The 13,492-nt window shown below is 70.8% G+C and carries 12 protein-coding genes; 10 read left to right on the top strand and 2 right to left on the bottom strand.

Annotated features, from left to right (window positions below; genetic code table 11):
* Positions 1-79: 79 nt before the first annotated feature.
* The 4 genes from pbpC to QNA08_RS12675 all read left to right on the top strand — a co-directional run bounded on the left by pbpC (position 80) and on the right by QNA08_RS12675 (position 5,988).
* Positions 80-2,287, top strand: a complete 2,208-nt coding sequence (gene pbpC, locus QNA08_RS12690; protein WP_283741080.1) for a penicillin-binding protein 1C — start codon at positions 80-82, stop codon at positions 2,285-2,287.
* A gap of 132 nt (positions 2,288-2,419) precedes the next feature.
* On the top strand, positions 2,420-3,640 hold the full coding sequence (locus QNA08_RS12685; RefSeq protein WP_283741079.1) for an ABC transporter substrate-binding protein: 1,221 nt from the start codon (positions 2,420-2,422) through the stop codon (positions 3,638-3,640).
* Positions 3,641-3,647: 7 nt separating this feature from the next.
* Positions 3,648-5,330 (top strand): ABC transporter permease, encoded by a 1,683-nt coding sequence (locus tag QNA08_RS12680; protein ID WP_283741078.1) that lies wholly within the window; start codon positions 3,648-3,650, stop codon positions 5,328-5,330.
* Positions 5,323-5,988: an ATP-binding cassette domain-containing protein gene (locus QNA08_RS12675; protein ID WP_283741077.1), complete on the top strand. Its 666-nt coding sequence runs from the start codon at positions 5,323-5,325 to the stop codon at positions 5,986-5,988. The genes QNA08_RS12680 and QNA08_RS12675 overlap by 8 nt, the downstream gene beginning before the upstream one ends.
* A gap of 13 nt (positions 5,989-6,001) precedes the next feature.
* On the opposite strand, the gene trhA is transcribed toward QNA08_RS12675, so the two are convergent.
* Together trhA and QNA08_RS12665 are read right to left on the bottom strand one after the other, a co-directional pair.
* Complete coding sequence (trhA, locus tag QNA08_RS12670; RefSeq protein ID WP_340322080.1) at positions 6,002-6,676, bottom strand: PAQR family membrane homeostasis protein TrhA; 675 nt, start codon at positions 6,674-6,676, stop codon at positions 6,002-6,004.
* Between the two features lie 92 nt (positions 6,677-6,768).
* On the bottom strand, positions 6,769-8,247 hold the full coding sequence (locus QNA08_RS12665) for a DEAD/DEAH box helicase (protein WP_283741076.1): 1,479 nt from the start codon (positions 8,245-8,247) through the stop codon (positions 6,769-6,771).
* Positions 8,248-8,622: 375 nt separating this feature from the next.
* Between QNA08_RS12665 and QNA08_RS12660 the strand changes: the two genes are divergently transcribed.
* From QNA08_RS12660 to QNA08_RS12635, 6 genes are all read left to right on the top strand, one after another.
* On the top strand, positions 8,623-8,982 hold the full coding sequence (locus QNA08_RS12660) for a helix-turn-helix domain-containing protein (RefSeq protein WP_283741075.1): 360 nt from the start codon (positions 8,623-8,625) through the stop codon (positions 8,980-8,982).
* Positions 8,983-9,204: 222 nt separating this feature from the next.
* Positions 9,205-9,867 carry a hypothetical protein gene (locus QNA08_RS12655; protein ID WP_283741074.1) on the top strand — a complete coding sequence of 221 codons (663 nt, stop codon included), beginning with the start codon at positions 9,205-9,207 and terminating at the stop codon, positions 9,865-9,867.
* Positions 9,868-9,904: 37 nt separating this feature from the next.
* Positions 9,905-10,144 carry a hypothetical protein gene (locus QNA08_RS12650; RefSeq protein WP_283741073.1) on the top strand — a complete coding sequence of 80 codons (240 nt, stop codon included), beginning with the start codon at positions 9,905-9,907 and terminating at the stop codon, positions 10,142-10,144.
* A gap of 141 nt (positions 10,145-10,285) precedes the next feature.
* Positions 10,286-10,969, top strand: a complete 684-nt coding sequence (locus QNA08_RS12645) for a hypothetical protein (protein WP_283741072.1) — start codon at positions 10,286-10,288, stop codon at positions 10,967-10,969.
* A gap of 498 nt (positions 10,970-11,467) precedes the next feature.
* On the top strand, positions 11,468-12,418 hold the full coding sequence (locus QNA08_RS12640; RefSeq protein WP_283741071.1) for an ABC transporter substrate-binding protein: 951 nt from the start codon (positions 11,468-11,470) through the stop codon (positions 12,416-12,418).
* Positions 12,419-12,598: 180 nt separating this feature from the next.
* Entirely contained in the window at positions 12,599-13,375 is a 777-nt protein-coding gene (locus QNA08_RS12635; RefSeq protein ID WP_283741070.1) for an ABC transporter permease, read from the top strand.
* Positions 13,376-13,492 lie beyond the last annotated feature (117 nt).

The following is a 13,492-nucleotide window of genomic DNA, read 5'->3' as shown; positions in this document are numbered from 1 at the left end:
ATGGCCGGGCCAGTCCCGGCCATCCCGATCGGGGGACCGTGGCACCCTGCCGATCGAGGTCCCCGGGACGAGTCCGGGAATGACGGCTGCGGAGCGCGCTCGCAGGGATCAGTCCGGCCACGCGGGCGGCGAGCGCGGGCAAGGCCTGCGCGGCTTGCCCTCCCTGTTGCGGAGAGCCTCCGGGAATGGCGCCCGGCCGTCCGTCGCGGCGCGTCGCGCTGCTGCTGCGGCTGGCCTCGCGCTGCTCGCCGCCGGGGCCGGGATCGCCGCCTTCCGGCTCTACGCGGACGGCCTCGGGCCGCTCGACCTGGCCGCCGCGCGCGAGCGCTCGACCGTGGTGCTCGACCGCGACGGCCGCCTGCTGCGCGCCTTCACCATGGCGGACGGGCGCTGGCGCCTGCCCGTGACGGTGCGCGAGGTCGACCCCCGCTTCCTCGACCTGCTTGTCGCCTATGAGGATGCGCGGTTCCGCCGCCACGGCGGCGTCGACGGCCTCGCGCTCGCGCGCGCCGCGGCGCAGATCGCCGCGAACGGCCGCGTCGTCTCCGGCGGCTCGACGCTGACCATGCAGGTGGCGCGGCTGCTCGAGCCGCGCGAGGAGCGGTCCCTCGCTGCAAAGCTCAGGCAGATGGCGCGGGCGCGCGAGCTCGAGCGGCGCTTCTCCAAGGACGAGATCCTGACGCTCTATCTCGGCCTCGCCCCCTACGGCGGCAATCTCGAGGGCCTGCGCGCCGCGAGCCTCGCCTATTTCGGCAAGGAGCCGAAGCGCCTGTCCCTCGGCGAGGCGGCGCTCCTCGTCGCCCTGCCGCAGGCGCCGGAGCTGCGCCGACCGGACCGCTCGCCCGAGGCCGCCCGCCGCGCCCGCGACCGCGTGCTCGACCGGGCCCTGGCGCGCGGGCTGATCACCCCCGCCGAGGCGGCGGCGGCACGCGCCGAGGCCGTGCCGCGCGAGCGCCGGCCCTTCCCGGCGCTCGCCGCCCATGCGGCGGAAGCGGCGGTGAGGCAAGCCCCCGCCGAGCGCGTGCACCGCCTGACCGTCGAGGCGCGCCTGCAGGCGAGCCTCGAGGCGCTGGCGCGCGAAAGCGCCGAGCGGGCCGGGCCGGGCATCTCGGCCGCCGTCCTCGTCGTCGACAATGCGACGGGGGCGGTGCGTGCCCACGTCGGCGCCGCCGACTATTTCGCCGCCGACCGGGCGGGGAGCGTCGATGCGACGGAGGCCGTGCGCTCGCCGGGCTCGGCGCTGAAGCCCTTCATCTATGCGCTCGCCTTCGAGAACGGCCTTGCCCATCCCGAAACCGTCCTCGACGACCGCCCGTCGCGCTACGGCCTCTATGCGCCGGAGAACTTCGACCTTGCCTATCAGGGCACGGTGACGGCCCGGCGCGCCCTGCAACTGTCGCTCAACGTGCCGGCGGTCGCGCTGCTCGCCGAGGTCGGCCCGCCGCGGCTCCTCGCCCGCCTGCGCGGCGCCGGCGCCGACATCGTCCTGCCGCGGGAGGGGGCGCCCGGCCTCGCCGTCGGCCTCGGCGGCCTCGGCATCCGGCTCACCGATCTCGCCAGGCTCTATGCCGGGCTCGCGCGCGGCGGCGGGGTGCCGGATCTCGTGCGCCGGCAGGGGGAGACCGGTGCGCGGCCCGCAGCCCGGGCGCGCATTGCCGACCCGGTCGCGGCCTGGTACGTCGCCGACATCCTGAAGGGCGCGCCCGCGCCGGTGAACGCCCTGCCGGGCCGCATCGCCTTCAAGACGGGCACCTCCTACGGCTACCGCGACGCCTGGGCCGCGGGCTTCGACCGGCGCACCACCGTCGCCGTCTGGCTCGGGCGCCCGGACGGGGCGGCGGTGCCGGGCCTCGTGGCGCGCAGCGTGGCCGCGCCCATGCTGTTCGAGGCCTTCGCACGGCTCGGCGAGGAGCCAGAGGCGATCCCGGCGCCGCCCAACGTCCTCTTCGCCACCTCGGCCACCCTGCCGCCGCCGCTGCGCCACCTGCGCAAGGACGCTCCGAAGACGATCGCCGCGACCGCGAGCGCACCCTTGAGGATCGCCTTCCCGCCGGACGGCGCGCGCGTCGACCTCGGCCTCGGCCGGGCGGGTGAGGGGGCGGCGCCGCTCGCCCTCAAGGCGACGGGCGGCGTGCCGCCGCTCACCTGGTTCGTCAACGGCGCGCCGGTGGCCGAGCGCGAGATCCGCCGCCAGTCGTCCTGGCTGCCCGACGGCGCGGGCTTCGCGCGCGTGTCGGTCGTCGACGCCCGGGGCGCGACCGACAGCGTCGCCGTGCGGCTGGAGTGAGGAGCATCGTCGGCGTCGGCCGCTTCACGCCCCGCTGACGCCGTCGTGTGTGCGCAATCGCCGGGGGGCAATTGATTTTCCCGCGCCGGCGCGGAGAGTGCGTGCGACTATCGCCGCCCGGAGCCGACCCCCATGTTGCGCCGTCTCGCCCTCGCCCTCGTCTCGGCCGGCCTGATCCTCGCCGGCCCGGCCCTGGCGCAATCGGCGCCGCCCGACCCGAAGAACTGGGCCGCCGTCACCGAAAGGGCGCGCGGCCAGACCGTCTACTGGTACGCCTGGGCCGGCGAGCGACACATCAACGACTACATCGCCTGGGTCGGCACCGAGACGGCGCGGCGCTTCGGCGTGAAGGTCGAACATGTCAAGATCGCTGACACGGCCGAGGCGGTGACCCGCGTCCTCGCCGAGAAGACGGCCGGGCGCACCGAGGGCGGGGCGGTGGATCTCATCTGGATCAACGGGCCGAATTTCGCCGCCATGAAGGCGAACGGCCTGCTCTTCGGCCCCTGGGCCGAGGACCTGCCGAACTTCCGCTTCGTCGACGTCGCCGGCAAGCCCTCGGTCCTGAACGACTTCACCGTGCCGACCGAAGGGCTCGAGGCGCCGTGGAGCATGGCGCAGATCGTCTTCTTCCACGACCGGGCGCGCCTGCCGGGCCCGCCCGCCTCGGCGCGGGCGCTCCTCGCCTGGGCCACAGCGAACCCCGGCCGCTTCGCCTATCCCGACCCGTCCGACTATCTCGGCGCCACCTTCCTGAAACAGGTCCTCGTCGAGGTCGTTGCCGATCCCGCCATCCTGCAGAAGCCCGTCGACGAGGCCGCCTTCGTGACGGTCACGGCGCCGCTCTGGGCCTATCTCGACGCCCTGAAGCCCGCCCTCTGGCGGGCCGGCCGCGCCTTTCCGAAGAACCAGGCGGAGCTGCGCCGCCTCTTCGCCGACGGCGAGACCGAGATCGCCTTCGCCTTCGATCCGGCGGCGGCGAGCGCCGCCATCGCCAGCAAGGAGCTGCCCGAGACCGTGCGCAGCTTCGTCTTCGACGGCGGCACCATCGGCAACGCCAGTTTCGTCGCCATCCCCTTCAACGCCGCGCACAAGGAGGGGGCGATGGTGGTGGCCGATTTCCTTCTCTCGCCGGAAGCCCAGGCGCGCAAGCAGGACCCGAAGGTGTGGGGCGCCTTCACCGTGCTCGACCTCGCCAGGCTCCCCGCCGAGGACCGCCGGCGCTTCGAGGCGCTCGACCTCGGCATCGCCACGCTGCCGCCCGAGAAGCTCGGCCGCCACCTGCCGGAGCCGCATCCGAGCTGGATGACGCGCATCACCGGGGAGTGGAAGCGCCGCTACGGCGCGGGGTGAGCCGCCCATGCCCTTCCGTCTCGCGCCGGTCCTGACGCTCGCGGTGCTGCTTCTGCCGGTGGCGGCGGGGCTCGCCGGCGTCCTCCTGCCCGCCTTCGGCCACTGGCCGGTGCTCGGCCGCTCGGGCGGCTCGCTCGACGCCTGGCGGGAACTCGCGGCAACGCCGGGCCTGACGCGCTCCACCCTCATCAGCCTCTGGGTCGGCCTCGCGACCACGGCGCTGTCGCTCGCCGTCGTGATCGTCGTGACGGCGGTCTTCCAGGGCACGCGCGCCTTCGCCGTGCTGCGGCGCCTCATCGCGCCGCTCCTCGCTGCGCCGCACGTGGCGCTCGCCATCGGGCTTGCCTTCGTCCTGGCGCCCTCGGGCCTCGTCCTGCGCCTGCTGTCGCCCTGGGCGACGGGCTACACGCGCCCGCCGGACCTGCTCACCGTCAACGATCCGTGGGGCTTCTCCCTCATCGCCGGCCTTGCGCTGAAGGAGACGGCCTTCCTCTTCCTCATGACGCTCGCCGCCCTGCCGCAGGCGGATGCGGCGCGCACCCTCACCGTGGCGCGCACCCTCGGCTACGGACGCGTCACCGGCTGGATCAGGACGGTCTGGCCGCGCGTCTACCCGCAGATCCGCCTGCCGGTCGTCGCCGTGCTCGCCTATGGCACCTCGGTCGTCGACGTCGCCCTCGTCCTCGGTCCCACCAGCCCGCCGCCGCTCGCGGTCGCCGTGCTGCGCTGGGCGAGCGACCCGGACCTCGCCACGCGCTTCAAGGCGAGCGCCGGGGCGGTGCTCCAGGTCCTTGTCGTCGCCGTCGCCATCGCCCTCTGGCTCGGCGGCGAGGCTGTGGTGAGGGACCGCGCCCGGACGGCGGGCGCGCGCGGCGCCCGCACGACCTGGGAAGGGGCGGGGCGGCTCCTCGCCTGGGGGGCGGCGGGTGTCATAGCGCTGACCCTCGGCCTGGCGCTCGCGAGCCTCGTGCTCTGGTCCTTCGCCGAGAGCTGGCGTTTCCCGCAGCTGCTGCCCGCCGCGCTGACGTCGGCGCGCTGGATCGAGGGCACGATGAGCGCCGCGGCCGTCCTCGGTGTGAGCGCCTCCATCGCCGCGATCGCGACGGGGCTCGCGCTCGCCCTCGTCCTCGGCTGCCTCGAGAACGAGGTGCGCACCGGGCGGACGCCCGGCAGGCGCGTGACGGGGCTCCTCTACCTGCCGCTCATCGTGCCGCAGGTCGCCTTCCTCACCGGGCTCGAGGTCGTCTTCCTGCCGCTCGGGCTCGATGGCGGCTGGGCGGCCGTCGTCCTCGCCCATCTCGTCTTCGTGCTGCCTTACGTCTTCCTCTCCCTCGCCGACCCCTGGCGCGCCTACGACGAGCGCTACCGCACGACGGCCCTGTGCCTCGGGGCGAGCCCGCTCGCGGCGCTCGTCAAGGTGCGCCTGCCCATGCTCATGCGTCCCGTCCTGACGGCGGCGGCCATCGGCTTTTCCGTCAGCATCGACCTCTATCTGCCGACCCTCGTCGTCGGGGCAGGGCGCTTCCCGACGATCACGACCGAGGCGGTCGCGCTCGCTTCCGGCGGCGACCGGCGCATCATCGGGGTCCATGCGCTCCTGCAGGCGCTCCTGCCGTTCCTCGCCTTCGCCGCGGCGATCGGGGTTCCGCTCCTCGTCTTCCGCCACCGGAGGGGCCTGCGCGATGCGTGAGCCTGCGGCAGGTGCGGGAGCCCTCGTCCTCGACCGGGTGCGCCTCGCGCTCGCCGGCAAGCTCCTCATGGACCTCTCGCTCGCCGTGCCGCCGGGCGAGGTGGTGACCGTCATGGGGCCGTCGGGCGCCGGCAAGTCGGCACTGCTCGCCTATCTCTGCGGCACGCTGCCCGGGGAGTTCGAGGCCACGGGCACGGTGACGCTCGCCGGCCGGCGGCTCGACGGCCTGCCCCCCGAGCGCCGCCGGGTCGGCATCCTCTTCCAGGACGATCTCCTCTTTCCGCACCTCTCGGTCGCCGGCAACCTCGCCTTCGCCCTGCCGGCCTCCGTGCGCGGCAGGGCCGAGCGCCGGGCCCGCGTCGAGGCGGCGCTGGCCGAGGCGGATCTCGCCGGCTTCGGCGGGCGCGATCCGGCGACGCTCTCGGGCGGGCAGCGGGCGCGCGTCTCGCTCATGCGCGTCATCCTCTCCGAGCCGGAGGCGCTGCTCCTCGACGAGCCCTTCTCGAAGCTCGACGTCGAGCTGCGCGAGCGCTTCCGCCGCTTCGTCTTCGAGGAGGTGCGCGCCCGCCGCCTGCCGGCCCTCATGGTGACGCACGACCCGGCGGATGCCGTCGCGGCGGGCGGCCCTGTGGTGCGGGTGGGGCAACAGGGCGGGTGAGCGGCGGGAGGCTTCAGTCTGCGATCTGGACGACGAGGAACACGGCCGCATAGTGCACGGCCGCCGCCGCCACGACGAAGCCGTGCCAGATCGCCGTCTGGAAGGGCAGGCGCTGCCACAGGTGGAAGACGATGCCGACCGTGTAGAGAAGCCCGCCGACCGCGAGCAGCACGAGCGTCGTGGTGCTCGCCGCCGCGAGGATCGGATCGATGGCGACGACGACGATCCAGCCGAGGAGGAGATAGGCCACGACCGTCAGCCGATCGAAGCGCAGCGGCAGCACGAGCTTGGAGAGGACGCCGAGGATGGCGAGCGTCCAGACCGCGCTCGTGAGCCCCACCGACCAGGCGCCGGCGAGCAGGCGTGTGGTGAAGGGCGTGTAGGTGCCGGCGATCATGAGGAAGATGCCGGCGTGGTCGAAGCGCCTGAGCAGCGCCTTGAGGCGCGAGGGCGGCGTCATGTTGTAGGCGCAGGAGCAGCCGAGCATGGCGACGAGCCCGGCGACGTAGATCGACACCGCCGGCAGGAGGTCGTAGGCGCCGCGCATGGCCGCGACCGTGACGAGCACGCCGGCCCCGACGAGCGCCGCCACGAGCCCGACCCCGTGCACGATGCCGTCGGCGATCAGCTCGCCCCGGCTGGGTGCACGCGCCATGCCCGCAATCGCCTGCGCCCCGTCCTTCGTCACGTCAGCCTCGTCCGGCCCTTCCGATGCCGCGGCGTCATGGTCCGCGACGATGGTGGCGCGTTTGGGGCGCGGGGGAAGCGCGCCCCGGCCTGTCAGGCCTCGCGTGCGGGGCCGCGCCGCCGGCGCCGCCGCGGCCGGGCACCTTCGGGCTTCGGCTGGGCCTGGGGCCTCGGCTGGGCTTGGTGCCTCGGCTGGGCTTGGGGCCTCGGCTGTGCCTGGGGCTGGCCCTGGGGGCGCGCCGGCCGCAGGAAGCCGACGGAGGCGAGATCGCCGCCGCCTGGCCGCTCCGCGCGGCCGGCAGGCTTCGCCTGCTGTGCCGCCGGCACGCGCTGAGGCCGTCCGCCTTCCCCGGCCTCGGGCCTGCGGCCCTCGCCGGGACGGCCGCGGCCGCGCCTCTGCTGCGCCTGGGGGGCGGGCGCCGGCTCGCCGCCCGCGATGGTCTCGGCCGTGCGCCGGTCGGTCGCGGGGATCTTCTGGCGCGTCAGCTTCTCGATGTCGCGCAGATAGGCGCGCTCCTCCGCGTCGCAGAAGGAGATGGCGGTGCCCTCGGCGCCGGCGCGGGCCGTGCGGCCGATGCGGTGCACGTAGGATTCGGGGATGTTCGGCAGGTCGAAGTTGATGACATGCGTCACCCCTTCCACGTCGATGCCGCGGGCGGCGATGTCGGTGGCGACGAGGATCGGTGTCTCGCCGGAGCGGAAGGCCGCGAGCGCGCGCTCGCGCTGGCTCTGGCTCTTGTTGCCGTGGATGGCGTTGGCGGCGATGCCCTCGGCCCCGAGATGGCGCACCACCCGGTCGGCGCCATGCTTGGTGCGCGTGAAGACGAGGGTGCGGCCCATCGCCTCCGAGCCGAAGATCTCGGCCAGCAGCTCGCGCTTGCGCGCCGTCTCGACGAAGATGACGCGCTGGTCGACGCGCTCGGCGGTCGTCGCCACCGGCGTCACCGCAACCTCGGCCGGATCGGTGAGGAGCTCGCCGGCGAGCGCGCCGATCTCCTTCGGCATGGTGGCGGAGAAGAAGAGGCTCTGCCGCGCCTTCGGCAGGCGCGGCACGATCTTCCGGATGGAATGGATGAAGCCCATGTCGAGCATCTGGTCGGCTTCGTCGAGAACGAAGATCTCCGTCCGGTCGAGGGTGAGCACCCGGCTGTCGAGATGGTCGATCAGGCGCCCCGGCGTGGCGACGAGGATGTCGACGCCGCGGGCGAGCGCCTCCTCCTGCGGCCGGTGGCCGACGCCGCCGAAGACCACGGCGACGCGGAAGCCGAGATGCCGCCCGTAGGTGCGGAAGCTCTCGCCGATCTGGCTCGCGAGTTCGCGCGTCGGGCTGAGGATCAGGGCGCGGCTGGCGTTGCGCGGCGCAGGGCGCTTGGCGGCGGCGAGCCGGTGCAGCATGGGCAGGGCGAAGGCGGCTGTCTTGCCGGTGCCCGTCTGGGCGATGCCGAGCAGGTCGCGCCCGGCCATGACATGGGGAATGGCCGCGGCCTGGATCGGCGTCGGCCTCTCGTAGCCCTCGCCCGCAAGCGCCTTGAGGATCGGAGCGGCGAGGCCGAGGTCGGTGAACTGGGTCAAGTTCAAGATCTTTCGCGATGCGCGACGGCCGCACGAGCGGGATCGCCGCATCGCGCGTGTCGCGGGGGTGAATGGACGCCCCGCGTGATCCGGGCAGTTCCGTGAGAATTCTCGAGGGCGCCGGCAGGACGCTCGTCCCGGTGCGAGGTCTTCGCTGAAGGGAGGCGTTCACGCGGCCGGAGCGCCGCCACCGCAACCTGCGGCTGCCGGCATGTGGGCCGAGTTGCCGTGAAAGTCAAGGCGAGGAGCGCGCGCCTCGCGCCGCGATCATCCGTTGCGGTCGTGCGCCGTGGCCCACCGGATGGTCGAGCCGGGGGAGGGTGCGCGTTCGCCCGACCGGACGGCGATGTCGCGTTCTTTGCGTGGAGTTCCTTCATGCATGATTGGGGAAAGCGCCTGCAGCATGCCCTGCTCAAGAGGCGCATCAGTAAGCTCTATGCACTCGCTGCGGAGATTGGCGTCAACGAAAGTGCAATGAGCCGGTGGAAGAAGAGCGATGCGATCTCGGTCCATAATGCAATACAACTCTGTGCTGCGCTCGACATATCGCTTGACTGGCTCCTGATGGGGCGTGGCTCGATCGATGCGCACAAGGACAAGGAACGCGAGCCGGAACGGGGACCGGTCGATTCCTTCCTGATCAGCCTGCCCGACGAGGATCTCGCCCGCCTGGTGACCGCCCTGGAGCGGCTCGTCGAGGCGGCCAGCAGCTACCGACCGACGGCGAGGGACTGAATCGATTGTGCCGGGCGCAACGGTTTCACGCCGATTTGCGCGCTGCGCAAACAGATCGAATTGTCAACCGGTAGCTGCTGTATATCGTTGGATTGCGGAGTGCGGCGATTGCTATTGTGCATCGTCAAGATCTGATATCCGCATCATTCGATCAACATCATTGAGCTATATTATTTTGCTTGTTGGTCAATGATGTTGGTCAAGATACTTGGAGTTTAAGACATGGCGACGTATGAAATTGACATTACCATGAACAAGAAGACGATCGAGCAGCTGAAGAACAACGGCTTCGCGCTGTACGGCTTCAAGGCGGTCAAGACGGCGTCGGCCGGCGGCGCGCCGCTCGTCTGGTTCCAGTCGACGAGTTTTCTCGGCACCACGCAGGTGGCCTGGGAAGAGCTCTATCAGGCCTATGTCTCCACCGACGAGATCATCGCCAATGGCCGCATCTCGGCCAGCAGCGCGGCCGACATCGATCTCAATCAGACGATGAACGTCGACAAGAACGGCAACGTCACCGTCGTGCGCGACGGTACGGACGGGGCCATTTCGATCAACAACCAGGCCAACCCGCAGTGGACCTGCGGCATCTCGCAGAAGTCGAACGGCAAGGCCAATCCGATGTGCGCCATCCCGCTGTTCGGCAACATGCTCGACGTCATCGCGCCGATCGAGAGGGTCCTTCTGATGTTCGCCTCGAACACGGTGAATACCGGCACGGTCATCTACAAGGCCTACTCCTCCGGCGTGCTCATCGACCTCACGTCCTCGCGGCAGAGGTCGGTGTATTTCGACGTCAACAACGGCTGGGACTGGGGCAATGCCTCCTGGGGCAAGCCCGTTCAGGCCCAGGAAAGCATTGTCCCGCTGCTCATCACCAACTGATCCCTCCACGGATCATTCGGGAATGCGAGGTACGACCATGGCCGAAGTTCGCATCAATGCGGGGGCGACCTACGTCTTTGCCGCCGGTCAGCTCGAGGACACGCTGGAGCTCGACAACCGCCACAACGTGAACGGGAACGTGCTCTATCAGATCGGTGCCGCCCCCCAGGTGACGGTGCCGATAGTGCCCAACGAGGAATACACGATCAACAACATCCGCGGCCAGCAGGTGACCGTCCAGAACGGCCTGCCCAACTCGCTCTACTGCGTCTGGTAGAGCCCCGGTCCGGCGGGCACCCTCGGGGGAGGGCGCCCGCCGGCGCCGCGTCGCGGCAACGATCGATGGAGCGATGATGCCGGTGCGGTCGCGTCTGCCGCGTCCCGCCGAGGTCGCGGGGGCAGGGTGACGATGGCCGCCATGACGCTCACCATTTCGCTGTCGCCCGCCACCCTCTCGGCCCTGAGCTCCGGAGGCTTCTCGCTCTATGCCTTCCGCTCGGTGGAAAGCTCGAATCGCAGCGGCGCGCCGCTCGTCTGGCAGCGGTTCGCGCGCTACACCGCGACCACGACGGTCACCGTCGGCGATCAGGTGTACGGCTACGATTCGACGGACCCGATCACGGTTAACGGCACCGTCCGCATCGGCAGTTCCACCGGGAGCCCGGTGGTCGTGTCGCAGGTCCTGACGGTCGACACGATCGGCACGATCAGCGTCGCGAACGGCGGGCCGCCGGACACGATCCTCTTCGACAGCACCGCGGAGCAGCGCTATACCTGCGGGCTCGCCGCGCCGCTCGATTCCGGCAACCAGGTTCCCTACTGCGCCTTCGACCTCTATGCCATGAGCGTGCCGGTGGCGCCCCTGCGCGCCGTCTTCGTCATGTTCGCCACCTCCGTCTACGACCCGGGCACCTACATGGCGACCTCGCTCGCGCAGGGCCTCTACGTCGACTTCGCCGATGCCGATGCGCACAGCGTCGCCTTCGACATGACGACGGGCTGGTCAGCCGGCTCGGCCGCGTGGGCGAAGGTCGTCGCCCCCAACACCTCGATGCAGGGCGTCCTCATCCGCGTGCCGCCGCACAACCGGCCGAAGTACTGAGCCGGGCGCTTCACCTCCCGGAGCACGTCCCGATTCAATTGAATCGGGACGTGCGTCCATCATTTTGAGAATGAAGCATTTTCGCTGGCGCGGACCTCCGGTTCCCCGCCAAACCGCCGTCCACTTCAGCGGACAATGCTCCAGGGTGCCCCTGCCGCGGCGGCGATGGTCGCCGCCTGGCCGTGCCGCACCCCGCGCAGTCCGGCCGGCGGAATTCGCGACGCGGCCTGTCGGGACCAGGGCGGCTGCCGAAAGTGGAGGCGCTCTGCCCGGACATGCGGCCAAGGCACCCGAAGGGCACCTCGTCCGGTGCTTCATGAGAACGGGAAAAGGGCAGTCGGATACGCATGTTAGATGGGTCTTCACGGCCAGGACGGATCCTGGATTCCCATTGTGCGGGAATCGGCGGCATTATTTATGTCTAGACAATTGACAGCCGCGAGACGCCGTGCTGGCATTCATGCATAAGAGGGGTCCGAACGGACAAGGGAGACATTCATGAAAGCGGGATCGGCGGTCGTCCTCGCCATGGCGGCGGCGCTCGGGTTCGCGGGCGCGGCGGCGGCGCAGGAAACGAAGGTGGCCATCGGCATCAGCGGCTGGACGGGCTTCGCCCCGCTCACCCTCGCCAGGGAGGCCGGCATCTTCAAGAAGAACGGCCTCGACGTCACCATCAAGAAGATCCCGCAGGCGAGCCGGCATCTCGCCATCGCCTCGGGCGACATCCAATGCGCGGCGACCACGGTCGAGACCTGGGTCATCTGGAACGCCAACGGCATCGCCACGAAGCAGATCTTCCAGATGGACAAGTCCTACGGCGCCGACGGCCTCGTGGTGCGCAACGACATCAAGTCCATCGCCGACCTCAAGGGCAAGCAGATCGCGGCCTCCGCGCCCGGCACCGCGCCCTTCTTCGGCCTCGCCTGGATCCTCAAGAAGAACGGCCTCACCCTGCGGGACGTGAAGGTCGTGAACCTGGAGCCCGGCCCCGCCGCCCAGGCCTTCATCGCCGGCCAGAACGACGCGGCCATGACCTATGAGCCCTATCTGTCGAGCGTGCGCGACAAGCCCGAGGCCGGCAAGATCATCGCCACGACGCTCGACTATCCCATGGTCATGGACACCGTGGGCTGCACGCCGAAGTTCCTTGAGGACAATCCGAAGGCCGCCAAGGCGCTCGCCGACAGCTATTTCGAGGCGCTCGACCTCATCAAGAAGGACGAGAAGAAGTCCTTCGAGATCATGGGCGCGGACGTGAAGCAGACGGGCGACCAGTTCGGCGCCTCGGCCAAGTACCTGCGCTGGCAGGATCGTGAGGCGAACAGGAAGTTCTTCGCCGAGGAATTCGAGAAGTTCTCGAACGAGGCCGGCGACCTCCTGCAGGAAGTTGGCATCATCAAGCAGAAGCCGGATATCAAGACGCTCGTCGATACCCGCTTCATCAACTGAGGCGAGAAGCTCGCTTCGCAGCCGTCCCGAGCCTGTCGCCGGCGCGGCACCCGGCTCAGCCGGCACCTGCCGCCCGTCCGGAAACGCCCGGACGGGCAACGGGGAAGCCATGGACGTCGGGTCTCCGCAGCCCCGCGGCGCCCGGCAAGGCCCGGCACACAGTTGCAGCATCGGTCAGACATGTTCCGTCCTCTCGAACCCATCGGCCAGGGCCCGCGCCTCGCGCTCGGCATCGCCTTCTTCATCGTCTTCGTCGCGGCCTGGGCCTTCGCCACGCTCGGCGGCTTCGTGTCCCGGACCTTCCTCGCCGATCCCCTCACCATGGCGCGGGACGGCTGGAGCCTGCTTGTCGACCAGGGCTTCATCCTCGACATCGGCGTGACCATCTGGCGCGTCGTCGGCGGCTTCGTGCTCGCCGCGCTCGTCGCCGTGCCGCTCGGCATCCTCATGGGGGCCTACAAGCCGATCGAGGCCTTCCTCGAGCCCTTCGTCTCCTTCGCGCGCTATCTGCCCGCCTCGGCCTTCATCCCGCTCCTCATCCTGTGGGCGGGCATCGGCGAGACGCAGAAGCTCCTCGTCATCTTCATCGGCTCGGTGTTCCAGATCGTCCTCATGGTGGCGGTCGCCGTCGGCGGCACCCGCCGGGACCTCGTCGAGGCGTCCTATACGCTCGGCTGCGGCGACACGAGCGTCGTGCGGCGCGTGCTCATCCCCGCCAATGCCCCCGAGATCGCCGAGATCCTGCGCCTCGTGCTCGGCTGGGCCTGGACCTACGTCATCGTCGCCGAGCTCATCGGCTCGTCCTCGGGCATCGGCCACATGATCATCGACAGCCAGGCGCTGCTGGCCACCGGGCAGATCATCTTCGGCATCATCGTCATCGGCCTCATCGGCCTCGTCTCGGACTTCCTGTTCAAGGCGGGCAACCGCAGGCTCTTCCCCTGGAGGTTCGCGTGAGCGAACCGGCCGAGGGCAGGACCGAGGTTCGCGCGGGCGAACCGGCCAGGAGTAAAGTGGAGGTTCGCATGGACGGGCTGATCGGCGACAATGCGGCGGCCGGCGCGGTCGCAGCCG

The sequence above is a fragment of the Chelatococcus albus genome (assembly GCF_030067675.1).
GTDB lineage: Bacteria > Pseudomonadota > Alphaproteobacteria > Rhizobiales > Beijerinckiaceae > Chelatococcus_A > Chelatococcus_A albus.
Note: the sequence above shows the minus strand (reverse complement) of the source record. Positions and strands in the feature narration are given on the sequence as shown.